Annotated in this window: 28 protein-coding genes; 13 read left to right on the top strand and 15 right to left on the bottom strand. The window is 64.5% G+C overall.

Features of this window, described 5'->3' with window-relative positions:
* The first annotated feature begins 257 nt into the window (after positions 1 to 257).
* Entirely contained in the window at positions 258 to 932 is a 675-nt protein-coding gene (locus Q0L48_RS06895; protein ID WP_296718862.1) for a sugar transferase, read from the top strand.
* A gap of 12 nt (positions 933 to 944) precedes the next feature.
* On the opposite strand, the gene Q0L48_RS06890 is transcribed toward Q0L48_RS06895, so the two are convergent.
* Positions 945 to 2111: a L,D-transpeptidase gene (locus tag Q0L48_RS06890; RefSeq protein ID WP_296718861.1), complete on the bottom strand. Its 1167-nt coding sequence runs from the start codon at positions 2109 to 2111 to the stop codon at positions 945 to 947.
* 362 nt (positions 2112 to 2473) lie between these two features.
* Here Q0L48_RS06890 and Q0L48_RS06885 point away from each other — a divergent pair, with 362 nt between their 5' ends.
* The gene (locus Q0L48_RS06885) at positions 2474 to 2794 is read left to right on the top strand and encodes a DUF6481 family protein (protein WP_296718858.1); all 321 of its coding nucleotides are present in this window, start codon (positions 2474 to 2476) and stop codon (positions 2792 to 2794) included.
* Positions 2795 to 2867: 73 nt separating this feature from the next.
* Entirely contained in the window at positions 2868 to 3416 is a 549-nt protein-coding gene (locus Q0L48_RS06880; protein WP_296718856.1) for a pseudouridine synthase, read from the top strand.
* Here Q0L48_RS06880 and Q0L48_RS06875 read toward each other — a convergent pair.
* The 8 genes from Q0L48_RS06875 to Q0L48_RS06840 all read right to left on the bottom strand — a co-directional run bounded on the left by Q0L48_RS06875 (position 3413) and on the right by Q0L48_RS06840 (position 9315).
* Complete coding sequence (locus Q0L48_RS06875; protein WP_296719672.1) at positions 3413 to 4558, bottom strand: cupin domain-containing protein; 1146 nt, start codon at positions 4556 to 4558, stop codon at positions 3413 to 3415. The genes Q0L48_RS06880 and Q0L48_RS06875 overlap by 4 nt on opposite strands.
* A gap of 231 nt (positions 4559 to 4789) precedes the next feature.
* Positions 4790 to 5434: a DUF1109 domain-containing protein gene (locus tag Q0L48_RS06870; RefSeq protein WP_296718854.1), complete on the bottom strand. Its 645-nt coding sequence runs from the start codon at positions 5432 to 5434 to the stop codon at positions 4790 to 4792.
* 3 nt (positions 5435 to 5437) lie between these two features.
* On the bottom strand, positions 5438 to 5962 hold the full coding sequence (locus tag Q0L48_RS06865) for a sigma-70 family RNA polymerase sigma factor (RefSeq protein ID WP_296718852.1): 525 nt from the start codon (positions 5960 to 5962) through the stop codon (positions 5438 to 5440).
* Positions 5959 to 6420, bottom strand: coding sequence for a DoxX family protein (locus Q0L48_RS06860; protein ID WP_367274023.1), 462 nt, complete (start codon positions 6418 to 6420; stop codon positions 5959 to 5961). The genes Q0L48_RS06865 and Q0L48_RS06860 overlap by 4 nt, the downstream gene beginning before the upstream one ends.
* A 32-nt stretch (positions 6421 to 6452) precedes the next feature.
* Positions 6453 to 7196, bottom strand: coding sequence for a putative DNA-binding domain-containing protein (locus Q0L48_RS06855; RefSeq protein ID WP_296718850.1), 744 nt, complete (start codon positions 7194 to 7196; stop codon positions 6453 to 6455).
* Positions 7183 to 8097: a DUF692 domain-containing protein gene (locus Q0L48_RS06850; protein WP_296718848.1), complete on the bottom strand. Its 915-nt coding sequence runs from the start codon at positions 8095 to 8097 to the stop codon at positions 7183 to 7185. The genes Q0L48_RS06855 and Q0L48_RS06850 overlap by 14 nt, the downstream gene beginning before the upstream one ends.
* A gap of 32 nt (positions 8098 to 8129) precedes the next feature.
* Positions 8130 to 8417 carry a DUF2282 domain-containing protein gene (locus tag Q0L48_RS06845; protein WP_296718844.1) on the bottom strand — a complete coding sequence of 96 codons (288 nt, stop codon included), beginning with the start codon at positions 8415 to 8417 and terminating at the stop codon, positions 8130 to 8132.
* Between the two features lie 112 nt (positions 8418 to 8529).
* Positions 8530 to 9315, bottom strand: coding sequence for a citryl-CoA lyase (locus Q0L48_RS06840; protein ID WP_296718841.1), 786 nt, complete (start codon positions 9313 to 9315; stop codon positions 8530 to 8532).
* 92 nt (positions 9316 to 9407) lie between these two features.
* On the opposite strand from Q0L48_RS06840, the gene Q0L48_RS06835 reads away from it, so the two are divergent.
* The 7 genes from Q0L48_RS06835 (at position 9408) to Q0L48_RS06805 (ending at position 16868) form a co-directional block, all read left to right on the top strand.
* On the top strand, positions 9408 to 10568 hold the full coding sequence (locus Q0L48_RS06835) for a CaiB/BaiF CoA-transferase family protein (RefSeq protein ID WP_296718839.1): 1161 nt from the start codon (positions 9408 to 9410) through the stop codon (positions 10566 to 10568).
* Positions 10549 to 11379, top strand: coding sequence for an IclR family transcriptional regulator C-terminal domain-containing protein (locus Q0L48_RS06830; RefSeq protein WP_296718837.1), 831 nt, complete (start codon positions 10549 to 10551; stop codon positions 11377 to 11379). The genes Q0L48_RS06835 and Q0L48_RS06830 overlap by 20 nt, the downstream gene beginning before the upstream one ends.
* A 140-nt stretch (positions 11380 to 11519) precedes the next feature.
* Entirely contained in the window at positions 11520 to 13691 is a 2172-nt protein-coding gene (locus Q0L48_RS06825) for a TonB-dependent receptor (protein WP_296718834.1), read from the top strand.
* 12 nt (positions 13692 to 13703) lie between these two features.
* Positions 13704 to 14306, top strand: coding sequence for an NAD(P)H:quinone oxidoreductase (gene wrbA, locus Q0L48_RS06820; protein WP_296718832.1), 603 nt, complete (start codon positions 13704 to 13706; stop codon positions 14304 to 14306).
* A 29-nt stretch (positions 14307 to 14335) separates the two neighbouring features.
* Positions 14336 to 14881: a VOC family protein gene (locus tag Q0L48_RS06815; RefSeq protein WP_296718830.1), complete on the top strand. Its 546-nt coding sequence runs from the start codon at positions 14336 to 14338 to the stop codon at positions 14879 to 14881.
* Positions 14882 to 14904: 23 nt separating this feature from the next.
* Positions 14905 to 15747 (top strand): alpha/beta hydrolase, encoded by an 843-nt coding sequence (locus Q0L48_RS06810; protein WP_296718827.1) that lies wholly within the window; start codon positions 14905 to 14907, stop codon positions 15745 to 15747.
* Positions 15744 to 16868, top strand: coding sequence for a cobalamin-independent methionine synthase II family protein (locus tag Q0L48_RS06805; protein WP_296718826.1), 1125 nt, complete (start codon positions 15744 to 15746; stop codon positions 16866 to 16868). Before Q0L48_RS06810 ends, Q0L48_RS06805 begins: the two co-directional genes overlap by 4 nt.
* Before the next feature lie 42 nt (positions 16869 to 16910).
* Here the strand turns inward: Q0L48_RS06805 and katG are convergent, their stop codons facing one another.
* From katG to Q0L48_RS06790, 3 genes are all read right to left on the bottom strand, one after another.
* Complete coding sequence (gene katG, locus Q0L48_RS06800; protein ID WP_296718825.1) at positions 16911 to 19175, bottom strand: catalase/peroxidase HPI; 2265 nt, start codon at positions 19173 to 19175, stop codon at positions 16911 to 16913.
* Between the two features lie 186 nt (positions 19176 to 19361).
* Positions 19362 to 19790, bottom strand: a complete 429-nt coding sequence (locus Q0L48_RS06795; protein ID WP_296719668.1) for a nucleoside deaminase — start codon at positions 19788 to 19790, stop codon at positions 19362 to 19364.
* A gap of 60 nt (positions 19791 to 19850) precedes the next feature.
* Complete coding sequence (locus Q0L48_RS06790; RefSeq protein ID WP_296718822.1) at positions 19851 to 20093, bottom strand: hypothetical protein; 243 nt, start codon at positions 20091 to 20093, stop codon at positions 19851 to 19853.
* A gap of 258 nt (positions 20094 to 20351) precedes the next feature.
* On the opposite strand from Q0L48_RS06790, the gene rpmB reads away from it, so the two are divergent.
* Positions 20352 to 20639, top strand: coding sequence for a 50S ribosomal protein L28 (gene rpmB / locus Q0L48_RS06785; protein WP_296718820.1), 288 nt, complete (start codon positions 20352 to 20354; stop codon positions 20637 to 20639).
* 75 nt (positions 20640 to 20714) lie between these two features.
* Here the strand turns inward: rpmB and Q0L48_RS06780 are convergent, their stop codons facing one another.
* The 3 genes from Q0L48_RS06780 to xseA are packed head-to-tail and all read right to left on the bottom strand — an operon-like array spanning position 20715 to position 23471.
* A complete protein-coding gene (locus Q0L48_RS06780; RefSeq protein ID WP_296718818.1) occupies positions 20715 to 21674 on the bottom strand; it encodes an esterase-like activity of phytase family protein in 960 nt (319 codons plus the stop codon).
* A 6-nt stretch (positions 21675 to 21680) separates the two neighbouring features.
* Complete coding sequence (locus Q0L48_RS06775; protein WP_296718816.1) at positions 21681 to 21896, bottom strand: DUF2093 domain-containing protein; 216 nt, start codon at positions 21894 to 21896, stop codon at positions 21681 to 21683.
* A 24-nt stretch (positions 21897 to 21920) separates the two neighbouring features.
* A complete protein-coding gene (gene xseA / locus Q0L48_RS06770) occupies positions 21921 to 23471 on the bottom strand; it encodes an exodeoxyribonuclease VII large subunit (RefSeq protein ID WP_296718814.1) in 1551 nt (516 codons plus the stop codon).
* Between xseA and purD the strand changes: the two genes are divergently transcribed.
* Together purD and rhuM are read left to right on the top strand one after the other, a co-directional pair.
* Complete coding sequence (gene purD, locus Q0L48_RS06765; RefSeq protein WP_296718813.1) at positions 23470 to 24753, top strand: phosphoribosylamine--glycine ligase; 1284 nt, start codon at positions 23470 to 23472, stop codon at positions 24751 to 24753. The two genes, xseA and purD, sit on opposite strands and share 2 nt — an antisense overlap.
* Positions 24754 to 24809: 56 nt before the next feature.
* Positions 24810 to 25457: RhuM family protein (gene rhuM / locus Q0L48_RS06760; protein ID WP_296718812.1), on the top strand; the 648-nt coding region annotated here is incomplete at its 3' end.

Genomic DNA, 25457 nt, shown 5'->3' with positions numbered 1-25457 from the left:
CACCTTGTTCGCTCAATCCTTCGCGGCGTTCTAGCGTTTTTTGCACTTCCTATCGAAATAGGACGAACCGAGCCTCCTGCAGCACCGGATTGCGATAAGGTAGGCGGATATTAACCTGTCCTAAGGTCACGCTTCGGCGATGTTTCTACACACTTGCCTGCAACAGGATGGCGACTCCGGGGCGGCGCCTTGGCCTAGTCCTGTTGAATCTCGGTTCCATCGTAGAGATTGTGACAAGATCAAAATAGGCAGGAAACATGCACCATCAATCGAACATGCCGGCAAAGACCACCAGCCAGCCCGTTCCTTTCTCCGTGTATGATCCGGGAATGATTTCCAGAGCGATAGATATTGTCATCGCCAGCGTCGCGCTGCTGTTTTTTCTTCCGCTATTCGCGCTGATCGCTCTGGCAACGAAAATCTGCGATCCCGGCCCGGTGTTCTTCGGACACCGCCGTATCGGCAAGGACGGGCGCGCGTTTCTGTGCTGGAAGTTCCGCACGATGGTGATCGATGCCGAAGCGCGACTCGAGTCGCTGCTGCAGGCCGATCCGCGCGCCGCGCGTGAATGGAGGGAGTCGCAAAAGCTCAGCAACGATCCCCGCGTCACCCCGCTGGGGAGCTTCCTGCGCAAATCGAGCCTCGATGAACTGCCGCAGTTGATCAACGTGTTGCGCGGCGAGATGAGCATTGTCGGGCCGCGACCGATCGTCGAGGCCGAGGCGGAGCGGTACGGCCAGCATTTTGCGCTCTACTGTCTCGTACGTCCGGGACTTACCGGGCTGTGGCAAATCTCGGGACGCAGCGATGTCCGCTATTTCGAGCGGGTGCTGATCGATGCCCGATATGTCAGCAGCAAAAGCGTGCTGCGCGATCTCAGGATCATCGTGATGACGGTGCCCAGCGTGTTCGCAGCGCGCGGCTCGTACTAGAGCAGGCGGACTCTACTTCCTGAACACCACTTGCGTTTCCGGACTGACCATCTGCGCCAGCCGTGCAGCGTCCCAGTTGGTTAATCTGACGCAGCCATGGCTTTGCGCGCGGCCGATGGTTTCGGGCGCAGGCGTGCCGTGGATCCCGTAATGCTCCTTGGTCAGATCGATCCAGACCACGCCCACCGGACCGTTCGGTCCCGGCGGGAGTTGTAGGTCCTCTGCACTGTCGGGCACGTCCCAGAACAGGTCGGGATCATAGGCAAAGGGCGGGTTATAGGCGACGCCGGTCACCTGCCAGTCCCCCACGGGAAGCGGATCGTTCCGTGACCCGGTGGTGACGGTATACAGCGCAACCAGCCGATCATCCCTGTCATAGGCCTTCAGCCAGCCTTCGGATTCGTCGACCAATATCCGGGCGACCTCGGGCTGGTCAGTGCCCACACCGAGCGATCGCAGGGTTTCCAGCCAATCCTTGTTGTCGACTTCGGATGCGACAATCCGGTCGGCGCCGACATTTGGGACGCGCAACTGCTGGCCGGGATTGTAGCGTGGGCCGGACTCACCCGGCGCATCGGCACTTGCCGGTGAACCGGCTGGCCGCCCGCCCGGGTTCAGCGCGGCGAGCACTTCGGGCGTGGTGTGAAAGCGCTCGGCCAGCTTCTCGGCCATGTCTTCATATCCCAGACGCTTCATCTGCGCCTGCTGCGCCGCGTCTTCGGGCACTTCGGAAAATGCGATATCCCCCCAATCCTGCGGAACGGTCACCACGCGGGTGGCGGCAATATCATCCCATTGCGCAAGGGCCTGCCGGGTTGCCTCGTCGAGTTCGCCTGTGACCGGAAGATCGCGCGATTCCTGGAATCCCGCGATTGCATTGCTCAACGACATGCCTCGCTTCCCGTCGATCACGCCCGGACCGAAGCCAAGCCGCTCCAGCACCACCTGGGCCTGCATGACGGGCCGATCCTCGGGATCCGGAATGTTGTTGGCCTGCGCCATCCCCGGATCCGGCTCAGAACCGGGATCGCGCGAGGCCATCGCGTCTGCGCCGTTGGTGTCTGCGCGCGCCGTAGGCCGGGGCGTTTCTCGGGCATCATCCCCGGCATCATTCGAGCCGCATGCCGCAAGCGTCAGGATCGAGAGGGTGGCGGCGGCAGTCAGCAGGGATGAACGCATGCGAAACCTCGAAGGATGAACCGACAGGCCCCTGGAAGTGGAAGCTCGGCGCTTCCGATGCGCAACTTTGCGCAATCGAAGCGGATGCGTGGGCCAGTGCCGGGATGGATGGGATATGGTGGATGTGGACGTGCGACCGTGTAGGATCGTGGATCCCGAATTTCCCTGATCGAAGTTGGCAAATGGTGAGTGCGCTGGTGTTACAACAAAGGAATTGCGTCGGTCTGCAACCCTCCTTCAGCCCCGCGTTTCGGGCGGCCGGATCGTGACCGCCCTTGCCCCCACGACCAGTTTCGACCACACGCGCCGTTAACAGACCCGGTCTTGCACTGCGGCACACATGATTTTGACGAGGAATGACGATGAAGGGCTACAAAGAACCGGGGTTTCAGGACCGCGCCGCAGCTTCGGCCCGGGCCAAGACCAGCGCTTTGAAGAAGCTGAAGGCCGCGCCCAAGCTCGATCCCGCCGAGGTGGCGGCCCGAGTCGCGCGGCAGCAGGAGCGCGATGCGAAGGTAGCGGCCAAGCGCGCGGAAAAGGAAGAAGCCCGCCTTCGCGAACGCGAAGCACAGGCAGAAGCCAAGCGTGAGCGTGAAAAGCCGGCAGCCCCGCCGAAGTCCGAAGCAGAGCTCAAGGCTGCTCGTGATGCGCGCTATGCTGCCCGCAAGAAGCGCAAATCCTGACAGCGAAAAGGGCTCCGCGGGCCTGAAGACAAGCCTGAAGACAGCGCTGCAATCCATCAATATGGAGTCGGGGATGGCCCGGCTGATCCTGTTCAACAAACCCTTCGGCGTTCTGTCGCAATTCACCGATCGCGGTTCGCCAACGGTGCGGGCGACGCTTTCCGACTTCATCGATGCGAAAGGCGTCTATCCGGCCGGGCGGCTCGATCGCGACAGCGAGGGGCTGTTGCTGCTGTGCGACGATGGCCGCCTGCAGGCGCGGATTGCCGATCCGCGGTTCAAACTGCCCAAGACCTATTGGGTGCAGGTCGAAGGCAACCCGCAGGAGGACGACCTGGAACCCCTGCGCGCCGGAGTTCGCCTGAAGGACGGCATGACGCTGCCCGCCGAGGTCGACCGCATCGAAGCGCCGGCGCTCTGGCCGCGCGATCCGCCGATCCGCGAGCGCAAGTCCATCCCCGACAGCTGGCTGCGCATCACGATCCGCGAAGGTCGCAACCGGCAGGTGCGCCGGATGACGGCGGCGGTCGGCCTGCCCACCTTGCGGCTGGTGCGCTGGTCGATCGGCGATTGGACCCTTGCCGGAATCGCACCGGGGCAGTTCGAGGAAACCTCGGCCTAGTCCGGACTATCGAAGGCGAGGCTGCCCTCGTTGAACAAAGCGGCGATCAGTTCCAGCACTTCCGGGTCGCAATCCGGTGCGACCATTGTCTGCACCTCGGCACAAATCCTCTGCGCAAGATCGGCCGCCGCATCGCGGCACGCAAAACAGTGCCCGTCCGCAAACAGCAGCACCGATGACGGCGACTGGCGTATGAAAGCGAACCGGCTGGCGGGATTGCGGACCAGCGGGGTGCCTGCTGCCAGCCACTGCCGGATGTCATCGGCGCTGGCAGGATGCTCCGGCCGCCAGTCGATCTCGGGGTTCTTCGGGGCGGTGTTGTATTGCCCGAACCACCGGGCGAAGCGGGTCTGGTCCTGCAACAATTCGGCGATCATGCCCTGCATCCGCTCGATCGCATCCGCGCCGATTTCGCCGGGATTGTCCTGCTGCACCAGATGCGGGTCTTCGTAGCGGTCGCTGTCCGACAGATCTGGCACCATATCGTCGGCCCAGGCCTCGATCAGTTCGCCGCGTGACGGGGCGCGAAAGCCGATCGAATAGGTCATGCAATCATCGCCGATGGCCGTGCCGCGATGCGCGATGCGCGGCGGGACATACAGAACGTCGCCCGGCTCCAGAATCCACTCCTGGGTCGGCTGGAAATCGGCAAGCAGGCGCAGGCCGTCGTGCGGCAGCAAAGCCGTGTCGTCATCGCATAGCGCACCGATTTCCCAGCGGCGCCGCCCAAGGCCCTGCACCAGAAACACATCGTAATGATCGAAATGCGCGCCCACACCGCCGCCGTCGACCGCGTAGCTTACCATGACATCATCGACCCGCCAGTTCGGGACGAACCGGAACAGATCGAGCAGGGACGCAACGCTTGCAATATGGTGGTCGACCGATTGCACCAGCAACGTCCACGGCGCGCGTGCCTGCTGGGTGAAGCGGCTTTCGGGGAAAGGGCTATGTTCCAGTTCCCATGCCTGTTCCAGGCGAGTGATAATGCGGGACTGCACGCAATCTTCGCACGCAAGGCCCGCCAGCTCGTCCGGCTCGATCGGGTTCGCCCAGTGATCGAAAGCGTTGCGGATCAACAGCGGCGTTTGCTGCCAGTGGTCGCGCAGGAACGCACCGGCGTCGAAATCCCGCAATGTCATTTCTGCAATCGTCACGTGCGTCCCTTTGCCTGCGGCAGGTCGCGCGGGGCGCGCCGCCTTCTGCCCGGCCGCGCGCTCTGTGCACGCCGGAGCCGGCCTTTAGGTGATCGGCGCGAGAATCAACAGGGCTCATCGCCCGTCAGGGCCGCCCCTGCGCGATCAGGCTGCTGACGCGCGAGGGGTGCAGGCGGCCAAGAAGCGCTCGATTAGCCGATGGAGGTGCGCTGCCGCTTACCAGCGCACAAGGCGCGGAACCACAGCGCGGCCCAGACCCGCCATCAGCAGCACGACCGCGCTGTGCCACAGGCCGATATGGACGATATCGTTGTCGGCACAATGCAGCGAGAAGGCGAAGATGCCGAGGCTTCCGGCGGCGACGCCCGCAAGCAGCCCGGCGCGGTCGGGCGCAGTCGGTGCGCCCTTGCGCAGCCAGCCCACCAGTATCGCGAACACCAGCAGCGACGAAACTCCGCCGATAATCAGGCATTCCAACCCGTGCGTGACGCTTTCGCCCGCCAGCATTGCGCTTCCGTCGCCTAGGCTGACGATCACTGCCGCCACCGGCAACAGGGCGACCATCGCCGCCGCCCAGACCCAGCCGCCGTGATCATTGCCCACCTGCGGGCGGCTCATGACGATCACGGTCACGGCAGCGGCAATCCCCAGCAGCAGGAACAGTCCGGTCGCGATCAGGAAGACCGGATCGAACCGGCCCGCGATCAGATCGGCGCGCAGGCCGAACGCAGCGACCACCGCCAGCACCGATACGCCAGCCGCAGCGAGGGCATAGAACAGCCCACGCGCAAAGCTGAGCGGCCTGACCGGCTCAAGGTCGCCCACAAGGTTGGCAATCAGGGTGTCGGAAGGATGTGTCATGCGTCAGGCTTTCTCGACCATGTGGGCCAGTTTCTTGAGGCCGCGGTGAATATTGACTTTGATGAGGGATTCGCTCTGTCCGGTGGCGTGGGATGCCTCGGCAATGCTCAGCCCTTCGATCTTGACCAGTTCGATGGCGCGGGCCTGCGCGTCGGGCAACAGGCCCAGTAGCCGGTCGATGCTGATCCGTGCTGCAATCGCCGGTTCTTCATCCTGCCCGGCGAAATCCGTCACCAGCTCGCATTCGTCAGCGCGGTACAGGCGGCGCAGGTGATCGACCCAGCGATAGCGCGCAATCGCCGCCAGCCACGGCAGGAACGGACGCGAGGAATCCCAGGTGGCGAGCTTGTTATGCAGCGCCATCAGGGTTTCCTGCACCAGATCATCAAGCTGGGCGGGCGCGATCCAGCGGCTGTAATAGCGGCTCAGCCACCACCGGCACTCGCTCAGCAGCGTGGCATAGGCCTGCCGGTCGCCTTGTTGCGACATCGCCATCAGCCGGGCGAGTGTGGCTTCGTCGGCTTTCATGCCGCGCCTCGCGCTTTCAGCAGCGCGGCATCGAGGCTCAACTGCCCGCCGCCGCGCAGAATCAGCATCAGCGCCAGCGCCGCCCAGACCGCGTGCACGCTCCACCACGCTTCGGGATAGACGAAGATCTGGATCACCATCGTCATCCCCAGCAAGGCCAGGGCCGAAAACCGCGTGAACAGGCCCAGCACCAGCAGGATCGGGAAGAGGTGCTCCGACACCGTCGCCATCACCGCCGCAAAATCGCTGGGCAAGGGAACGCCCGCATATTCCTCGGCGAAAAGGAAATAGGTGGTGTCGCTGATCGAAAACCAGCTGCCTTCCTCGACCTTGGTGCGGGCCGAACGCCAGAAGATCCCGGCCAGCACGACGCGGGTGAACAGCAGGGCAAGGCTCTGCATCGCAGTGCCGCCGACGAACCCGACAGCGCGATCATAGCTGGACAGAATGGCGGTCACATCGATCCCCTTACCCGATTGCAATCCGGCGATCACGCCGCATTCAGCGCGCCGGCATTGATGAGCGCAATCAGCGATTGCATGATTGCATTCACGTGCGCTGCCTCGCTGCCAGGGGTTTCGGACGCCGCAGCCAAAAGGTTACCGATGGTGAGTGGATTTTCCGCTGCCATCAGCAGATCGGCCATGATCGCGCTGGCCGGGGATACCAGCACATCGGCGTGCGGCCGGGCAATCAGGATCGCATCGGCATCGCCAAGTCCGGGCACCTCCGCGCCGATCAGATCGTGCACCAGCCGCGCAAACGTTCCGGCAATGGCCGCAGGGTGGCGCGCCAGCCTGTGTTGGAGCACGGCTTCGGGCGGCAGGCCAGCCAACGCGCCGAGATGCAGGGGCACACCATCGGCAGCATGATAGGACTGGAGCCAGAGCCATTCGAACCGGGCCAGATCGGCCACGCCCTCGCTTTCATCAGCTGCGCGCAGGAACGTCGGAAATTGTGCGCCGATCTCCGCCAGCGCCGCTGCGGTCACTCCCGGCTGTTGGATGAACAACCGGGAGTGTGCGTTGAACCGGTCATGGCCAATATGTTCGCGGGTGCGCGGAAATGTCTCTTCCAGCGCCACCAGCCGCGCGTGAGAAATGGTGTTGGCGTGAACGGTCATGCCCGCCAGCACCCGTTCGGGCGAGCCTGCAAAAAGCCCCTCGGGCAGAAACGCCGGGCCGTAATCGAGCGCCTGCATCATCGCACTCTGCCCGCCGTCATGCCAGCGCATGGGGCTTCCCGGCGAAAGACTGGTGTCGGCGCATAGCCCGCCGAATGATCGCGCCTGCAACCCCGGCTTCGGTCAGCAGCACATCGAAGGCGGGCACATCGGTGTCCCACTCGATCAAGGTGGGACGCGGACCTGCGCGCTGCACGAAGCGTTCGAACAGCCGCCATGTGTCGTCCGACACAGCCGAACCGTGATCGTCGATCAGCAGCGCCCCATGCGCATGATCTTCGCGCGCGTGGCCTGCCAGATGCACCTCGCCCACCAGCGCGGGTTCGACCTCATCGACCATCGCGTCTGCATCCAGCCCGAGATTGGTCGCGGAAACCTCGATATTGTTGATGTCGAGCAGCAAGCCGCACCCAGCGCGGGCGCACAGCGCGTGCAGGAACTCCGCCTCGGTCATCTCGTCCGCGGCAAAGGCAAGATAGCGCGACGGGTTTTCGACCAGAATGCTGCGGCCCAGCCGGTCCTGCACACGCGCGACCTGCGCTGCGAAATGATCGAGCGCACCCCGCGTGTAAGGCACCGGCAGCAGATCGGGATAGCGGTTGGACGCGCTGCCGCTCCAACTGAGGTGGTCGGATACCAGCGCAGGCGCGTAACGATCACACAGCGCGGCAAGCTGCTCCAGTTCCCGAACGTTCACCCCGTCGGCGCTGCCCAGCGACAGGCCGACCGAATGGAAGCTCAACGGCACCTGCTCGGCAAAAGCCGAAAGCCAGCGATGCGGCGGGCCGCCTGCGCCGAAATAGTTCTGCGGGTGCACTTCGAACCATGCCGGGCATCCGGCAGGAAAAGGGGTGCTGGCCGACACCGCCTCAAGCGCTGGCATATAGTGCTGCGGCTTGAGGCCCACGCCGACGTCGGCGGGGGCGGAGGTGGGGGAGGTCGGTGCCTTCATGTCGGCCAGCATCCAGGGTGCCAGAGGGAGGTTCAGTCCTTCTGGGGAACCGGCCTGGTGTTGCCCTTCTTCGCGGTCAGCGAACCGCCCATTTTCGCGCATTCGCCCTTGTCGACGAACTTCCAGGCATTGCCCTGATAATCAACGGTCGAGGTGCCCGCGCAGCTGGTGCCCGGCCCGGCAGCGCAATCATTCTTGCCCTTGAGCGCGACGCCGTAGCACTTCTCCTTGGCGCCCGCGCTTTGCGCGATGGCGGGCGAGGTCGCGAGCAGCGAAGCCGCAGCAAGCGAAGCTGCGGCAAGTCCGATGGTGGTTTTCATGGTCAAATCCTTTCCAGATCCAGTGTGCGCCTGATCGGCTCACATCGACCTGTTCGGACCCGCCCATGGTAAGGTTACAGGCAAAGCGGTGACCATGCGCCGCCGCGTCCCGCTAGCTATCGGGCTGGAAGTCGATCCGTTCCGCCGCAGCGCCGCTCATGATGAAACCGATCGGCTTTTCGGTTTCTTCCTGCAGATGCGCGATCAGGCTGGCGGTGCGGGCGAGCAGCGAGATGCCCTTCAGTGCCGCGAGCGGGAAGCCCGCGTCGAGCATGACGGCGGGGATCGCGCCGTTGACATTGATCGGCAGGCTGCGCCCGATCGCATCGGGCAGCACCGCTTCGATCGTGCGCAACATGGCGATATGCTTGCCCTCCATGCCGTGTTCTTTGGCGAGCGCCAGCAGGCGATGCGCGCGCGGATCGCCGCCCGAATGTTGGGGGTGGCCGAAGCCGGGGATCACCTTCTTCTCGGCACGCAGAGCCTTGATAGCGGCAGTTGCGACGACGGCAGGGTCGCTGCCGTCAGCCTCCGCCTGAGCCACGACCTCGGCGTAGAACTTGCCCGCCACTTCGGCGCTGCCCAGCACCACCGATCCGCAGCCCAGTAGCCCGGCGGCAACCGCGCCGTGGAATGCCTCGGGTGCGGCGGCATAGGTCATGCGGGTGGCGACCACGCTCGGCACCAGACCATGTTCGGCAATCGCGCACAGCACGGCATCGGCCAGCCCTTTTTGCGGCGCGGAAGGCATGGTGCCGGTCACCAGCAGCCAGAAATAGCTGGTGAAGTCGACCTTGCCGATCACCTCGTCGCACAGGTCCATCCCGCGCACGGTGATGCTGGTCGCATCCGAGGTGCAGATCGAGGTGACCGCGTTATCCTGCTTGCCGATGCGCATGAGCATTCCTTTTTCGTTATTCGAAGTTGATTTCGGTATGCGAAGAATATACTATCATCGAACTGTCAAGGCAAGAAGGTGGGATCAGGCGGATGGCGGCCAAACCGTTAGCAGGCGTTACCGTTCTCGAAATGGGGACCTTCATCACCGGCCCGGCCGCAGGGATGCTCCTCGCCGATCTGGGCGCCGATGTCATCAAGGTCGAACAGCCCGGCACCGGCGATCCGTTCCGTTCGTTCAAGGGCGGCCTCTATTCGCCGCACTTCCAGACCTATAACCGCAACAAGCGGTCGATCACCATCGATCCCAAACAGCCCGACGATCTGGCCATTCTCGATCGGTTGGTCGAAACGGCGGATGTGTTCATCCAGAACTTCCGCCCCGGCGTGGCTGGCCGGCTGAACGTCGACCCGGACCGGCTCCACGGCATCAACCCGGCGCTGGTCTATGCCTCGATCTCGGGCTTCGGCACCGAGGGGCCGGACCGTGACCGTCCCGCGTTCGACACCGTGGCCCAGGCGGCGAGCGGATTTCTGCGGCTGCTGGTCAATCCCGAACATCCGCGCGTGGTCGGCCCCGCCATCGCCGACGCCATGACCGGGTTCTACACCGCGTTGGGCATCCTTGCGGCGCTCAACGAACGGCACGCAACGGGCAAGGGGCGGGTGGTCGAAACGTCGATGTTCGAAGCGATGTGCCACTTCAACCTCGATGATTTCACCCACCTGCTGTCCGCCGATCAGGTGATGGGGCCGTATAGCCGCCCGCATGTCAGCCAAAGCTATGTGTTCCAGTGCGCCGACGGCAAATGGCTGGCGCTGCACATGTCATCGCCGCCCAAGTTCTGGGAAAATCTGGCAACCGCCGTGGGCAAGCCGGATATGCTGAGCCTGCCCGCCTTCGAAAGCCGCGAGGCGCGGATCGCGCATTACGAGGATGTGGTGGCGTTCCTCGCCCCGATCTTCGCCACCCGTCCGCGCAGCGAATGGGCGGACGTGCTGACCGGTCTGGAGGTTCCCAACTCCCCCGTGCTCGACAGCGCCGAAGTGCTGGCGACCGAGCAGGCCAAGGTGCTCGGCATCGAAGTCACCGATCCCGATGGGCCGCACGGCGAGTTCCGCACGATCCGGTTCCCGCTCAGCTTCGATGGCGAGCGGATGGACAGCGTCACCGCACCCCCCGTATTGGGGGCTGACGACGCGGACATTCGCCGCAGCATCGAAAGGCCGGACCATGGGATACGTAGGGGCTGACGCCGAAAGCAAAGATCCGGGCGCCAAAAACCCCGAATTCCTCTCGACCCTCGAACGCGGTCTGCGCGTGCTGAAGGCGTTTGACGAGGATCATCCGGAAATGACCCTCAGCGAAGTCGCGGCCCGAACCGCGCTGCCACCGGCGGTCGCGCGGCGGTGCCTGATCACGCTGGTCGAACTCGGCTATGTCGGGCAGCACGAACGCAAGTTCCTGCTGCGCCCGGCGGTGCTGACGATCGGTTCGGCGTTCCTCGCCTCGATGCAGATCGAACAGGTGGTGCTGCCGCCACTGCAAGCCTTGCGCGACCAGACCGGCGACAGCGCTTCGCTGGCGGTGCTGTCGGGCAGTGACATTCTTTATGTCGCCCATGTTTCCACCGACCGGCGGTTCCGGGTCGCGGCCAATGTCGGCACGCGCTTCCCGTTTCACGCCACCTCGCTGGGAAAAGCCGTCGCCGCGCACCTGCCCGAGGCCGAGCGCAGGGCGCTGCTGGCCGCCGCCCCGTTCCAGCGCTTTACCGAACGGACCGTGACCGAGAGCGCGGCGCTGGACGAGCGGCTGACGCTGGTCGCGGCGCGCGGTTACGATTCGGCGCTCGACGAGCTTGATTACGGCATCGTCTCGGTCGCGGTGCCGGTGCTGGGGCGGGACAAGCAGGTGATCGCCGCCATCAACTGCTCCACCTCCACCACCCGCATCTCGCAAGACGAACTGGTGCGCACCCGCCTGCCGCTGCTGCGCAATGCAGCCGGCGAGATCGAAGCATCGCTGCGCCGCTGGCCCGCGCTGGAGGCATCGTTGAAGCCCTGAGACTGTTTTTTCGTATATCGAAGTTGACTTCGCAATGCGAAGATTATATTCCGGCCCCTTCGGAGGGGACCGAAGCAGGCGTGAAATGCGCCCACAGGGAGAGAATGATGCAGAACCGGGGCTCCAGGCTCGTCAGTGCAATGGCGCTTGCAACCGCGACGCTCGCGGCAGTGCCGCTTCAGGCGCAGGATGCGGGAACACCCGCTGCGGACGAGGCCGAAGATCAGGGCATCATCGTCACCGGCCTGCGGCGCGAGGAAAGCCTGCAGGACACTCCGGCCGCGGTCACAGCCTTCAATGCGCAGGCGATCGAGAACGCCGGGATCGAACGTCCGGCGGATTTCATCGCGCTGACCCCCAACGTCACGCTGGTCGAGACGCAGAACGCGGGCAACGCCTTCGTCATCATTCGCGGGATCACCCAGAACCGCAATTCCGAGCCTTCGGTCGCAGTGATTGTCGACGGGGTGCAACAAGTAAACCCCGCGCAATTCAACCAGGATCTGTTCGATATCGAGCAGATCGAAGTGCTCAAGGGGCCGCAGGGCGGTCTCTATGGTCGTAACGCCATCGGCGGCGCGATCATCATCACCACCAAGCAGCCGACCGATGAATTTTCGGGCAATGTCACCGCCGGGATCGACAATGGCTTCGGCTATTTCCTGCGCGGCGGGGTGAGCGGGCCGGTGGCGGAGAATGCGTTCTTCCGCGTGGCCGGTTCCTATTACAACACCGACGGATTCATCCCCAATACCTTCCTGGGCGAAGATGCCGACCCGGTCGAGGACTACTCCCTGCGCGCCAATCTGCTGGTGGAAGCGACCGACCGGCTGACCTTCGATGTGCGCGGGTCGATCAACCGGCTGCGCACCCAGGGGCTGTATTACAACATCGTTGCCGACGTGAACGATATCGCCCCGGTACGGGTCAACAATCCGGGCCAGAACGACCGCGACATCAACAATGTCTCGCTCAAGGTCGAATATGAAGGCGACAATGCCGTCTTCACCTCGATCTCGTCGTATGACACGCTCGAAGAAGTGCTGACCGGCGACGCGTTCGACTTCCTGCCGATCGAGGACAGCTTCTTCTTCAACCTGTTTGAGGGCATCTTCGGCCCCGGCAACGGGTTCGACCTCAACCAGAGCCAGTTCCTCGATGTCGAGGCCTTCAGTCAGGAAGTGCGACTCGCCTCGCCCACCGATGGCGGGCGCTTCAACTGGATGGTCGGCGGCTATCTGATCGATACGCAGCGGTTCATTTCCACCGGCAACATGATCGACACCGGCAACGGCGTCTTCCCGGTGTTCCGCACCCCGTCGACCAATCCGCTGAACCCGCAGTTCAGCTTTTTGTCCGACGGGCAGGACAATTTCGCGTGGGCGCTGTTCGCCAATGCCGGGTATGAATTGTCGCCCGAATTCCGCGTCGATGCCAGCTTGCGTTACGACCGTGACAAGCGCCGCCAGACCACGCTGACCCCGCAGGGCTTCCTGCCGGTGGTGCCGGGCGTGCCGACGGCGCAAAGCGGCGAAGTGCGCACCGCGATCTTCGACGACTGGCAGCCCAAGCTGACCCTGACCTACGAACCCACCCCCGATCTGACCATCTACGGCGGATACAGCCGCGGCTTCCGTTCGGGCGGCTTCAACCAGACCGGCGTGGGCGCGGAATCGGTGAACGCCGGCATTGTCGGCGTGGGCGACATCTTCGAAGCGGAAACGGCCGACACCTTCGAAGTCGGTGCCAAGGCGCAGATCGGCCCCGTGAGGCTGGCGGGCGCGGCCTACACGACCCTGTCGAAGAACAGCTATTTCTTCGTCTTCCTGGCCCAGTCCTCGACCCAGAACCTCGGCAATATTCCCGAGACGCGGATCAACGGCTTCGAACTCGAAGCGAGCGCGGAAGTGCTGCCCGACTTCGATATCAACGCCGCAATCGGCGTGACCGATAGCGAGATCAAGGAATTCCCCGATCCGACGGTGATCGGGAACGAGGCGCCGCAGATCTCGCGCTACACCATCAACCTCGGCGCGCAATATGCCGGGGCGCTGACCGACACGCTCGATGGCCTGCTGCGGATCGATTACCGCCGCACCGGCAAGACTTGGTGGGAACCGTTCAACACCACCGTGCGTGAGCCCGTCGACATCGTCGATGCGCGCGCCGGGGTGACGTTCGACGGCGTGTCCGTCACCGCATTCGCCGCCAACCTGTTCGATGAAACCTACAACGCGGAGTTTTCTCCGGGCGGATTCGTTTTCCGCGCGCGTCCGCGGCGTTATGGTGTCGAGGTCGGCTACAAGTTTTAAAGGATACGCGACATGACCAAGGTGCTGGTGCTCTACTATTCGAGCTATGGCCATATCGAAGCGATGGCCGCTGCGGTGGCCGAGGGTGCAGCCAGCGTCCCCGGCACCGAGGTTGTGGTCAAGCGCGTGCCCGAACTGGTGCCGGAGGAGATTGCGCAAGCTTCAGGTGTGAAGCTCGATCAGTCGGCTCCGATTGCGACCCCGGATGAATTGGCGGATTACGACGCGATCATCTTCGGCACACCCACCCGCTTTGGCAACATGGCGGCACAGATGCGGAACTTCCTCGATCAGACCGGCCCGTTGTGGTTCCAGAACAAGCTGGTCGGCAAGGTCGGTTCGGTGTTCGTCTCCACCGCCAGCCAGCACGGCGGACAGGAGACCACCATCACCTCGTTCCACACCACCCTGCTGCATCACGGCATGGTGATCGTGGGGCTACCCTACACCTTCAAGGGTAATTCCGAAATGGGCGAGATCAGCGGCGGCACGCCTTACGGCGCGAGCACGCTGGCGGGGAACGACGGCAGTCGGATGCCGAGTGACAACGAACTTGCCGGCGCGCGGTTTCAGGGCGAACACGTGGCCACAATCGCGGGCAAGCTGGCCGTCTGATTGTTCGAAGCACTGATGGAGAGAGCACGATGACCAGAATCCTCGCCAACCGACTTCACCACACCGCCTATGTGACCAAGGATCTGGAGGCGACCCGCGCCTTTTACGAGGACGTGCTCGGCTTCCCCCTGATGGCGACCTATTGCGAGAAGGACGAGCTGTTCGGCAAGGAGCGCGTCTATTGCCACGTGTTCTTCGAACTGGCCGATGGCAGCGCGCTGGCATTCTTCCAGTTCGCCGATCCCGACGATCAGGCCGAATTCGGGCCGGACATTCCCTCGAGTCCGTTCATCCACATCGCGCTTCAGGTCGATGCCGATGCGCAGGTCGAACTGGAACACCGCATCCGCGCCGCCGGGATCACCGAGCCGCAGACCTACACGCTTGAGCATGGCTATTGCCGCTCGGTCTATGTCACCGATCCCAACGGCATGATCATCGAATTTACCCACGATGATCCGCGCGCCGAACCACTGGATGCCGAACGCCGCGCGGCGGCGCATGGTGAACTGAAGCGCTGGCTGGCCGGGCAGCACCACAACAACAACCCGTTCCGCGCCGACGAAGCCGCCTGATCGCGGCAGCGGGCGCGCGTTCTATGATGGCTGCTCCTGCTCCCGGTAACACGGCTATTTATGACGAGGTCGCCGTCGACGGCGGCACGCTGCCAGTCGCGCTGGCAGGGGCGATGGAGAGCGGCAGCACGCCCATTATCCTGCTGCACGGCTGGACGCTCGATCACCGGATGTGGACTCCGCAGATCGAAGGGCTCGGATCGCAGCACTTCCTCATCATGCCCGACCGGCGCGGCTGCGGGGGAGCCACCGCACCGCCCGATCTGGCGCGCGAGGCCGAGGATGTGATCGCGATGGCCGATTCTCTCGGGCTTGACCGGTTCGCGCTGCTCGGTCTGTCGCAGGGCGCGGCCGTGGCGCTCGATGTGGCGCGCATGTTCGCATCGCGCTTGACCGGTGTGGTCGTCTCGGGCGCGCCGCTGCCGGCACTGGTGCCGCGCGAAGAGGTGATCGAGATCGATACCTACCGCGAGTGGGCGGCGGCAGGCGATCTGGCGGCGCTGCGGCGCGACTGGGCGCTGCACCCGCTGATGCAGGCGCACTCGCGTGAGGCGCACGCGCTGCTCGCCGCGATGCTTGCCGATTACGACGGGCGCGATCTTGCCGCCTTGTCGGAACCGCCCGCCCTGCCGCGCGATGTGCTGCGCACGCTGGCCGTGCCGGTGCTGGCGCTGACGGGAGAGCACGATACGCCGTGGCGCCGGGCCTGTGCTGCCGCGCTGGCCGACATCGCGCCGCGCGCCATGCACGCGGCGGTGCCGGAGGCCGGCCATCTCGCCAACGCTGATAACCCCGCTCGATTCGACGCGCTGGTCGCTGCATTCCTGCGCAATCTGACCGCCCCCCAGACAAGGCCATACCAATGACCCGCACCCGCTTTCTTACCACCCATGTCGGCAGCCTGCCGCGCCCCGAAGCGCTGCTTGATCTGGTCTTCGCGCGCGAAGGCGGCGAGCCGGTGTCCGAAGCCGATTTCGATGCGGCGGTGGAAGAAGCCACGGCCTATGTCATCAAGCGCCAGATCGAAGCGGGCATATCGATCGTGAATGATGGCGAACAGTCCAAGCCCAGCTACGCCACCTATATCAAGCACCGCCTGTCGGGCTTCGGCGGTGAGGCCGGGCAGTATGAATTCGCTGACCTTGAGGCTTTCCCCGGCGCGAAGGCGCAGGTGTTCGGCAACAAGGGCCGGGCCAAGCGTTCCGCCCCTGCCTGCACCGCGCCGATCACCGTCATCGACATGGAAGCGCCGCGCATCGACGCCGAGCGTTTGGTGCGGCTCGCCAATGGCCACGCCACCTTCATGTCCGCCGCATCGCCCGGCGTGACCGCGCTGTTCTTCCCCAACCAGTTCTACGCCAGTGACGAGGAATATGTCTTCGCCCTCGCCGAAGGCCTGCGCCACGAATACGAGACGATCGCAGCGGCGGGCATCACCTTGCAGGTCGATTGCCCCGACCTCGCGATGGGCCGCCATGTGCAGTTCACGCATCTGAGCCTCGAAGACTTCCGCAAGCGGATCGGCATGAACATTGCCGCGCTCAACCATGCGGTGCAGAACATCCCGGCGGAGCAACTGCGGATGCATCTGTGCTGGGGCAACTATCCCGGCCCGCACCACTGCGACGTGGCCCTGACAGAGATCGCCGATATCGTCTGGACCGCCAAGCCGCAGACCGTGCTGATCGAAGGCGCCAACCCGCGTCACGCGCATGAATTCGCGTTTTTTGAAGCGAACCCGCTGCCAGACGACAAGATCCTGTGCCCCGGCATGGTCGAGCCGCAGTCTCCCTATATCGAACACCCCGAACTGATCGCCCAGCGCATCGGGCGCTATGCCGATCTGCTGGGGGTAGAGCGGGTGATGGCCGGGGTCGATTGCGGGTTCTCGGTTCATGCGGGCAGCAATGCGCTCGACCCCGAAATTGTCTGGGCGAAGCTCGCTGCGCTGGCCGAAGGCGCCGAGCTCGCCAGCCGCAAATACTGAGGCGCCGGGCGGCAAAGCCCGGCGCCTCAGGGTATCGCAGCGTCAGCGCAGATCGAAGCGGTCGAGCATCATCACCTTGTTCCACGCCTGCGCGAAATCGGCGACGAACTTCGCCCCGCCGCGATTGACGGCATAGACCTCGGCAACGGCGCGCAGTTCCGAATTGGAACCGAACACCAGATCGACTTCGGTCGCGGTCCACTTCAGGGCGCCGGTCTTGCGGTCGCGGCCCTCGAACACGCCGTTGGTATCGGCCGCCGGCTTCCATTCATTGCCCATGTCGAGCAGGTTCACGAAGAAGTCGTTCCCGAGCGTGCCGGGACGGTCGGTGAACACCCCGTGCTTCGCGCCGCCGGTGTTGGCATCGAGCATCCGCATCCCCGCCACCAGCACCGCCATCTCCGGCACTGTCAGAGTCAGCGTATCGGCCTGATCGACCAGCATTTCGCTGGGTGAGCGACGGGCGCGGTCGCTGGTGAAGTTGCGGAAACCGTCTGCCGCAGGGCGCAGCAGTTCGAAGGATTCGGCATCGGTGTGGGCATCGGTCGCATCGACCCGGCCCGGCGTGAACGGCACGGTGACGGTGTGACCCGCCGCCTTGGCCGCATCTTCCACCGCAACCACGCCGCCGAGCACGACGAGATCGGCGATCGACACCCGCTTCGCACCCGAACGCGCGTTGAAGCTGGCCTGCACGCCTTCGAGCGCGGTCACCACGCGGGCGATCACTTCGGGATCATTGACGCCCCAATCCTTCTGCGGAGCAAGCCGGATACGTGCGCCATTGGCACCGCCGCGCATGTCGGTGTCGCGGAAGGTGACAGCCGAGGCCCATGCCGTGCGCACCAGTTCCGAACGGGTCAGGCCGGTGTTGCGGATCGCACTCTTGAGCGCGGCGATATCGCCCGCTTCGATCACGGCGTAATCGGCAACCGGCAGCGGGTCCTGCCACAGCAGGTCTTCCGCCGGAACTTCGGCCCCGACATAGCGCGCCTTCGGCCCCATATCGCGGTGGGTGAGCTTGAACCACGCACGGGCAAAGGCTTCGTCCATCAGCTTGGGGTTCTTGACCCAGCGCTGGGTGATTTCGCCGTAAGCCGGGTCATACCGCAGCGCGAGATCGGTGGTCAGCATCACCGGCGCGTGGGTCTTTTCCGGATCGAACGCGTCGGGGACGAACTTGACCTGATCGGCGTTGACCGGCTCCCACTGCTTGGCGCCTGCCGGGCTGGTGGTCAGCTTCCATTCGAAGGCATAGAGGTTGTCGAGATAGTTGCTGCTCCAGTTGACCGGCGTCGCCGTCCATGCGCCTTCCAGCCCGCTGGTGGTGGCATCCTTGCCGACCCCGGTGCCGCACTTGTTCTTCCAGCCGAAGCCCTGCGCCTCAACGCCTTCGGCTGCCGGTTCCTTGCCGACGCAATCGGCTGCCTTGCGCGCGCCGTGCATCTTGCCGATGGTGTGGCCGCCGACGATCAGGGCGACGGTTTCCTCGTCATTCATGCCCATCCGCGCAAAGGTGGTGCGGATCTGCTGCGCCGATGCGAGAATATCGGGGTTGCCTTCCGGCCCTTCGGGATTGACGTAGATCAGCCCCAGTTCCGACGCAGCGAGCGGGCTGTCGAGATTTTCGCCTTCGGCATTCCGCTCCGAGGTCAGGAACTTGGTTTCCGGGCCCCAATAGACCAGCTCCGGCTCCCACGCATCATCGCGGCCACCGGCAAAGCCGTAGGTTGTGAAGCCGGTGTTCTCCAGCGCGACGTTGCCCGACAGGATGATCAGGTCCGACCACGACAGGGCCGCGCCATATTTCTGCTTCACCGGCCACAGCACGCGGCGGGCCTTGTCGAGATTGCCGTTATCGGGCCAGGAATTGAGCGGTTCGAACCGGATCTGCCCGCCATCCGAACCCCCGCGTCCGTCGCCCGAACGATAGGTGCCAGCCGAATGCCACGCGAGGCGGATGAGCAGCCCTGCATAGTTGCCGTAATCCGCCGGCCACCAATCCTGCGAATCGGTCAGCGCGGTGTTGATGTCGGCCTTCACCGCCTTGAGATCGAGCTTGGCGAACTCCTTGGCGTAATCGAAGTCTGCGCCATTGGGATCGGCGTCATATTCGTTCTGCCGCAGAGGGCCGAGATCGACCACGTTCGGCCACCAATCCTGGACCGAGCGCGGCGCTGACTGGCCCTGCGGCACGCCGACGCGGCCCATGCCCGGTTCATTGAAGCCGGGCGGTGTCGCCATGATCGGCTGCGCAATGAGAAGGCTGGAAGACAGGAGCAGAAGCCCCTTCAGTCTGAATGTCATGATCGAACCCCGATTTATTTCGTTGAAAGCGCCGTCCGTCAGCAGCCCAAACCTTGGCTGTCATCGGCGGCGCAACGCAGCCCTATAACCGCCGGGCGCGCGGCAGAAACGGCTTATCGTGATAACTGTGATGCGGTTTGCCGATGGACGATCGTCGGACGCGCCAATGGGCGCAGCGGTTACCGCTTACCGGCGCGCCTTGAAGAAGTCGCGCAGCAGGTCCGCCGCTTCGTCTTCGGCGATTCCGGAATAGACCTCGGGTCGGTGGAGGCACTGGGGTTGGTCGAACACCCGCGCGCCATGTTCGACCGCGCCGCCCTTGGGATCGCTGGCGGCGTAGTACAGCCGGGCGATGCGCGCATGAGCGATCGCACCGGCACACATCGCGCAGGGTTCCAGCGTGACCCACAATTCGCAACCGATCAGGCGTTCGTCGCCCAGCGCCTTTGCGGCGCGGCGGATCGCGAGAATCTCGGCATGGGCGGTCGGATCGTGATCGGTGCGCGGGGTATTATGCGCCTCGGCGATGATGGCCCCGTCCTTCACCACCACGGCGCCGATCGGCACTTCGCCCGCCGCCGCTCCGGCGCGGGCAAGCGAAAGGGCGCGCCCCATGAAGCTGCGGAACCCCGCCTGCTTCACGCGGCGCGCCCGGTTACGGCGCTGTGATGCGCGTTATTCGTCGCCGGTGACTGGCTCGCCTTCGGCGTCAGGCATAGTGACATCGACATCGGGAACCTCGACCGTCCTCTCCTCGGTGCCGACATCGACATCGGCGGTTTCGACGTCATATTCGGGCATGTTGCCGCCTTCGACATTGACCTCGGGCATTTCGCCTTCTTCCGTCTGGTCGACATCGCACGCGGCGAGTCCCAATGCAAAGGGGACGATAAGGCTGGTGGCGATCAATCGCTTCATATTCTTTTCTCCTGCGCGTCTCGGGCCGGGGGCGGTTCCCACGGACGGACGCAGGTGCATAGCTGTGCTAGCTGCGCTATGCCCCTAACATGGGTTGGGAAAGCGCGCCCCCCCATGCGCCGCCGATCACGCGGTGTTGCGGGGTACTGGCGCACGGCCAGTGGCGACGTACGCAACTTGCTTGACGATTCGGCTATGCCCCGTTATGCGCGCCGCTTTCCCGGATTAGACCCGAACTTTACGAGAAGAGACGAGACCATGGCGCGCATCTGCGAACTGACCGGCAAGGGCCGTATGACCGGCCACAATGTCAGCCACGCCAATAACAAGACCAAGCGCGTGTTCCTGCCCAACCTGCAGAACGTGACGCTGATGAGCGAAAAGCTCGATCGCAGCTTCAAGTTCCGCGTGTCGACCCACGGTCTGCGCTCGGTCGAGCACAATGGCGGGCTCGATAACTGGCTGCTCAAGACCAACGACGAAAAGCTTTCGGCCAACGCGCTGAAGGTGAAGCGCGAACTGGTGAAGGCACAGGCTGCCGCCTGATCGGCGCTGTCCCTTCGGGGACGGTAGCATGAACGAGGCGCTCGGGTTTACCCGGGCGCTTTTCGTTTGTCCGCTTCAGGCCTTCGGGTCGAACACCAGCTTGACCAGCAAGGTGCGCTGGATGACCGAGAAATTGTCGTCCGCGATCAGCCACACGTCGACCCGCCCATCCGTGCGCGGGCGCACCGCCAACCCTTCGTAATTCTCGCGCGGTATCACCGGATCAAGCCGTAGCGTAGTTTCCGGCGCGAATGTCCCGCCCTCCTCCGGCGCTTCGCCGATGACCAGCAGGGTCGAGAACGGCGGCCAGGCGTCGGGCGAGGGCCGCACCAACCGGCGCATCAGCACCAGCAATCGTCCATCGGGCAGCTGCGTGATATCGGTCGCGACGTAATCGGGCGCCGGCGCAACAAAGCGGAATTCGGCGGGCATGCCTCCGGCCACCGGATCACCGGGAAAGATCAGCCCGCGGTCGCAGCATTCGGGCAGCAGCACGAATTGCCCGTCGGCCAAGCGCACCATCGCCTCGGCCCCGCCGTTTTCCGCCCAGTCGACAATCGGGCGCAGGTCGCGCAGCCCATCGGGGTAGCTGGCGATCGTGTTGCGCTGGATCGTGTGAACCTGCTCGTAACCGATCCAGTAAGCCCCGCTTCCGGGATCGCGGGTGGCGGATTCGGCGTCGAGCAGGTCATTTTCCGCGCCGCGTTCGACCTGCTGCCGGTTCATGCCCTGGGTCGGCGCTGGGCCATCGGGTTCGGTCAGGGTGATGCGGTAACCGCGGTCGGAAAAGGCGCGCAGCTTGCCCGGCCCCAAAGCCAGCAATGCGGAAAAGCCGCCGAAGCGCAGGCCCCCGGCGCGATAGTGCCAGACCCCGGCGACCTGCCACCCGGTCTGATCGGCGGGGCCGGCATCCTGCACCTGTTCGACAGCGATATCGCGCGGCGGCGTGGTGACGATCTCGCTGCGCAGCCACGTACCCGGCGCGCACAGCAGCGCAATGCCGCCGGCCGCAAGCAGCCGCTTGCCGCGCGCCACCTGCCGCTATTGACCGGTGGTATCGGAGCCGAGCAAGCGGCGCGTGGCGATTTCGCACGAGGCATAGGGCTCCTGCCGCTCGGCGCTCCAATACCGCAGTTCTGTGAGCGGGATCGGCTCGCCCGTCACGGCGCACAGCACGTGATTGCCCGGGCGCAGCACCCGGAAGCTGGAGGGGCCATAGTAAAGCTTGGCGGTCTTGTCGGCGGAGGACATCAGCATGGCGCTTCCGATAGCACCGCGCAGCTATCCGAACAAATCTTCTTGTGCCGGGCCGGAGCGTTTGGGCGCACCCGGGCGCTGCTTTGGCGGGGCTGCAGGAGGCGGAGCAGCGCCTGCTGGCACGACATCCAGCCTGCCGTCGCGCAATTGCACCACCAGCGCCGGCTCCCCCGCAGCCTCGGCGCGGGAGGTGAGCGCCTTGCCCGCAGCATCACGGATAATGGCATAGCCGCGCGCGAGCGGCTTTTCGGGATGAAGCTGGCTCATCACCCGTGTGAGCGCTCCCAGCCGGTCCGCACCGCGCTGCAAGGGCCGTTCGACCAGCGCAGGCACCAGCCGCGCGCGGGCGAGGCGTTCGGCGGCGTCACGGGCCGGGCGTTGCACCAGTGCAGGGGTCAGACCGGCACGATCGAGCCGTCGCCGGGCTTCGGCGATGCTGCGGGCGAGCAAGCTGGGCGATAGCCGCGCCGCTGCGCCTGCCAGCCGCTCACGCCCCTTGGCCGAACGCTCGCCCAGCCCGCGCCGCAGCCGCTCTGCCAGATCGTCGAGCCGCTGCGCCTGCGGTTGCAGCAGGTTTTCAGGCTTGGGCAGCATCCGCACCCGCGCCGCCAGCCGTTCGCGCCCCAGTTCAACCGGGCGATAGACGCAGCGCCGCTGACGGGTGCCGAGATCGGCCAGCGTCAGTGCCAGATCGGCGCGCACCGGCACCGCCATCTCCGCTGCCGCCGTAGGCGTGGGCGCGCGGCGGTCGGCAGCGTAGTCGGCCAGCGTCGTATCGGTCTCGTGCCCCACGGCGGAGATCACGGGGATCGAGCATTCTGCGATGGCGCGCACCACCGCTTCCTCGTTGAAACTCCACAGATCCTCGATCGACCCGCCCCCGCGCGCCACGATCACGACATCGGGGCGCAGGATGGGGCCGTCAGGGGCAAGGCCCGAGAACCCGCGCACCGCCGCCGCGACCTGATCCGCCGCGCCATTGCCCTGCACCAGCACCGGCCAGACGATCACATGCGTGGGAAAACGATCTGCCAGCCGGTGCAGGATATCGCGAATCACCGCGCCGGTGGGCGATGTCACCACGCCGATCACCTGCGGCAGGAACGGCAGGCGGCGCTTCTTGCCCGCATCGAACAGCCCTTCCGCCGCCAGCCGGGCGCGGGTCTTTTCCAGCAGCGCCAGCAGCGCGCCCTCGCCCGCCAGTTCGAGGCTGTCGATCACGATCTGATATTTCGACCGCCCCGGATAGGTCGTCAGCTTGCCGGTGGCGATCACCTCCAGCCCGTCCTCGGCGCGGAAGTTCAGCCGCGCGGCGTTGCCCTTCCACATCACCCCGTCGATCACCGCGCCTTCATCCTTCAGCGCGCAATAGAAATGCCCCGATGCAGCCCGCTTCACCCCCGAAAGCTCCCCGCGCAGCCGCACGAAGCCGAAGCGATCTTCGACCGTCCGCTTCAGCAGCGCGGAAATCTCGCTGATGGTCAGCGGCTGCGCATTGTCGCCCGCACGGTCACGCGCTACCAGCCCGGCATCGTTACGACCGGTTGGGTCATCACTGTTCGGCGGAGGGGCCATGAATATCCTGCTTCTGGGGTCTGGGGGCCGCGAACATGCGCTGGCGTGGAAGTTGGCGCAATCCCCAGCCTGCACGCATCTTTACGCCGCCCCCGGAAATCCCGGCATTGCCGAGGAGGCGGAACTGGTGGCGCTGGATGTGACAGACCACGGCGCGGTGATCGCGTTCTGCGCCGACAAGACCATCGGCCTTGTGGTGATCGGGCCGGAAGCGCCGCTGGTCGACGGATTGTCGAATGCCTTGCGCGCAGCAGGCGTGCCGGTGTTCGGCCCCTCGCAGGCCGCCGCGCAGCTTGAAGGATCGAAGGGGTTTACCAAGGACCTGTGCGCCCGCGCGGGCATCCCCACCGCAGGCTACGTCCGCACCGCATCGCTGGAGGACGCGCGCGCCGCGCTCACCCGCTTTGCGCCGCCCTATGTGCTCAAGGCCGATGGGCTGGCGGCGGGCAAGGGCGTGGTGATCGCCGACACCATCGAAGCTGCCGAGATCGCGCTGGCCGACATGTTCGGCGGCCAGTTCGGAGAAGCCGGGGCCGAGGTCGTGATCGAGGAGTTCATGCACGGCGAGGAAGCGAGCTTCTTCGCGTTGACCGATGGCACCGCGATTCTCCCCTTCGGATCGGCGCAGGATCACAAGCGCGTGGGTGATGGCGATGTGGGCCCGAACACCGGCGGCATGGGCGCATACTCCCCCGCGCCGGTGCTCACCCCCGAATTGCAGGCCCGCGTCATGGCGGAGATCATCGAGCCGACCGTGCGCACCATGCGCGAAGACGGCAATCCCTATTCCGGCGTGCTGTTTGCAGGCCTGATGCTGACATCGGACGGCCCGAAGCTGATCGAATACAACGCCCGCTTCGGCGACCCCGAATGCCAGGTGCTGATGATGCGGCTGCAGAGCGATCTGGCGGCAATCATGCTCGCCTGCGCCAAGGGCGAGTTGAGCGGGATCGCACCGCAATTCCGCCCCGACACCGCGCTCACCGTAGTGATGGCGGCGAACGGCTACCCCGGTACGCCCGAAAAGGGCGGCGCGATTGCGCTGAACTACGCCGAGTGTGCAGGCGCAAAGGTGTTCCACGCCGGAACCGCGCTGAAAGACGGCGCGCTGGCGGCGAACGGGGGACGCGTGCTGAATGTCACGGCGATGGGCGCGAGCGTGACCGAGGCGCAGCGCCTCGCCTACGCAGCGGTCGACAGGATCGATTTCCCATCCGGCTTCTGCCGCCGCGACATCGGCTGGCGCGAGGTTGCGCGGGAAGGTGGAAAAGCGACAATGTAGGGCTGGCTACTCGACTAAATCTCGCGTACCGTTCTGTGTTTGTTCACGGAGGCGGTATGTCGGATTTAGAGCCTGTTCATCTGCAAGAGAATGAGGATACCGGGGATCGGTTCCTCGTGTATTCTGATGGCACCGGAATACACGTGGAAGTCAATTACGCAGGGGATCAGTTGTGGATGACCCAGGCCCAGATTGCAGCGCTGTTTGGGCGAGACATATCTACGATCTCTCGCCACATCAATAACATACTGGATGAAGGTGAGTTAGAGGCGAGCAGTTTGCAGAAAGTGCAAATTGCTGGATCATCCAAGCCAGTGACCCTCCACAATCTCGATATGGTCCTTTCCGTAGGGTACCGCGTCTCCTCCAAGCAAGCTACTCTCTTCCGGAAATGGGCAACTGGCAAATTGGTCCAATTTGCAACGAAGGGATTCGTAATTGATGCTCCTCGTCTGAAAAATCCTGAGTATCGCGATCGCATTGCTGAACTTAAGGAAATCATCCGCGATATCCGTTCGGATGAAGCAAACGTATACAGTGAACTACAATCAATTTGCGCAATGTGTCAGGATTATGACGGCGGGTCTCAAAGGTGGAGAGATTTCTACAAAAAGACTCAGGCGAAGCTTATTTTTGCTGTTTGCAGCAAGTGCACTGCTACCCAACGTCGGACCACTCGGGTCTGGAGTTTTCCGCCTTGCTCA

This window comes from Erythrobacter sp., from assembly GCF_024305245.1.
GTDB lineage: Bacteria > Pseudomonadota > Alphaproteobacteria > Sphingomonadales > Sphingomonadaceae > Erythrobacter.
The sequence above is the reverse complement of the archived record's forward strand: the minus strand, read 5'-3'. Positions and strand labels throughout refer to the sequence as shown.

What these genes read in the sequence shown, in the direction of transcription:
- Q0L48_RS06895 (WP_296718862.1), top strand. Translation starts at nt 258, where the DNA reads ATGCACCATCAATCGAACATGCCGGCAAAGACCACCAGCCAGCCCGTT.
- Q0L48_RS06775 (WP_296718816.1), bottom strand. Translation starts at nt 21,896, where the DNA reads ATGCTGATGTCCTCCGCCGACAAGACCGCCAAGCTTTACTATGGCCCC.
- Q0L48_RS06890 (WP_296718861.1), bottom strand. Translation starts at nt 2,111, where the DNA reads ATGCGTTCATCCCTGCTGACTGCCGCCGCCACCCTCTCGATCCTGACG.
- katG (WP_296718825.1), bottom strand. Translation starts at nt 19,175, where the DNA reads ATGACATTCAGACTGAAGGGGCTTCTGCTCCTGTCTTCCAGCCTTCTC.
- rpmB (WP_296718820.1), top strand. Translation starts at nt 20,352, where the DNA reads ATGGCGCGCATCTGCGAACTGACCGGCAAGGGCCGTATGACCGGCCAC.
- Q0L48_RS06790 (WP_296718822.1), bottom strand. Translation starts at nt 20,093, where the DNA reads ATGAAGCGATTGATCGCCACCAGCCTTATCGTCCCCTTTGCATTGGGA.
- Q0L48_RS06815 (WP_296718830.1), top strand. Translation starts at nt 14,336, where the DNA reads ATGACCAGAATCCTCGCCAACCGACTTCACCACACCGCCTATGTGACC.
- Q0L48_RS06840 (WP_296718841.1), bottom strand. Translation starts at nt 9,315, where the DNA reads ATGCGCATCGGCAAGCAGGATAACGCGGTCACCTCGATCTGCACCTCG.
- Q0L48_RS06885 (WP_296718858.1), top strand. Translation starts at nt 2,474, where the DNA reads ATGAAGGGCTACAAAGAACCGGGGTTTCAGGACCGCGCCGCAGCTTCG.
- Q0L48_RS06810 (WP_296718827.1), top strand. Translation starts at nt 14,905, where the DNA reads ATGATGGCTGCTCCTGCTCCCGGTAACACGGCTATTTATGACGAGGTC.
- Q0L48_RS06805 (WP_296718826.1), top strand. Translation starts at nt 15,744, where the DNA reads ATGACCCGCACCCGCTTTCTTACCACCCATGTCGGCAGCCTGCCGCGC.
- Q0L48_RS06835 (WP_296718839.1), top strand. Translation starts at nt 9,408, where the DNA reads ATGGCGGCCAAACCGTTAGCAGGCGTTACCGTTCTCGAAATGGGGACC.
- Q0L48_RS06845 (WP_296718844.1), bottom strand. Translation starts at nt 8,417, where the DNA reads ATGAAAACCACCATCGGACTTGCCGCAGCTTCGCTTGCTGCGGCTTCG.
- Q0L48_RS06865 (WP_296718852.1), bottom strand. Translation starts at nt 5,962, where the DNA reads ATGAAAGCCGACGAAGCCACACTCGCCCGGCTGATGGCGATGTCGCAA.
- Q0L48_RS06870 (WP_296718854.1), bottom strand. Translation starts at nt 5,434, where the DNA reads ATGACACATCCTTCCGACACCCTGATTGCCAACCTTGTGGGCGACCTT.
- Q0L48_RS06880 (WP_296718856.1), top strand. Translation starts at nt 2,868, where the DNA reads ATGGCCCGGCTGATCCTGTTCAACAAACCCTTCGGCGTTCTGTCGCAA.
- xseA (WP_296718814.1), bottom strand. Translation starts at nt 23,471, where the DNA reads ATGGCCCCTCCGCCGAACAGTGATGACCCAACCGGTCGTAACGATGCC.
- wrbA (WP_296718832.1), top strand. Translation starts at nt 13,704, where the DNA reads ATGACCAAGGTGCTGGTGCTCTACTATTCGAGCTATGGCCATATCGAA.
- Q0L48_RS06830 (WP_296718837.1), top strand. Translation starts at nt 10,549, where the DNA reads ATGGGATACGTAGGGGCTGACGCCGAAAGCAAAGATCCGGGCGCCAAA.
- Q0L48_RS06850 (WP_296718848.1), bottom strand. Translation starts at nt 8,097, where the DNA reads ATGAAGGCACCGACCTCCCCCACCTCCGCCCCCGCCGACGTCGGCGTG.
- Q0L48_RS06825 (WP_296718834.1), top strand. Translation starts at nt 11,520, where the DNA reads ATGGCGCTTGCAACCGCGACGCTCGCGGCAGTGCCGCTTCAGGCGCAG.
- purD (WP_296718813.1), top strand. Translation starts at nt 23,470, where the DNA reads ATGAATATCCTGCTTCTGGGGTCTGGGGGCCGCGAACATGCGCTGGCG.
- Q0L48_RS06795 (WP_296719668.1), bottom strand. Translation starts at nt 19,790, where the DNA reads ATGGGGCGCGCCCTTTCGCTTGCCCGCGCCGGAGCGGCGGCGGGCGAA.
- Q0L48_RS06875 (WP_296719672.1), bottom strand. Translation starts at nt 4,558, where the DNA reads ATGACATTGCGGGATTTCGACGCCGGTGCGTTCCTGCGCGACCACTGG.
- Q0L48_RS06855 (WP_296718850.1), bottom strand. Translation starts at nt 7,196, where the DNA reads ATGCGCTGGCATGACGGCGGGCAGAGTGCGATGATGCAGGCGCTCGAT.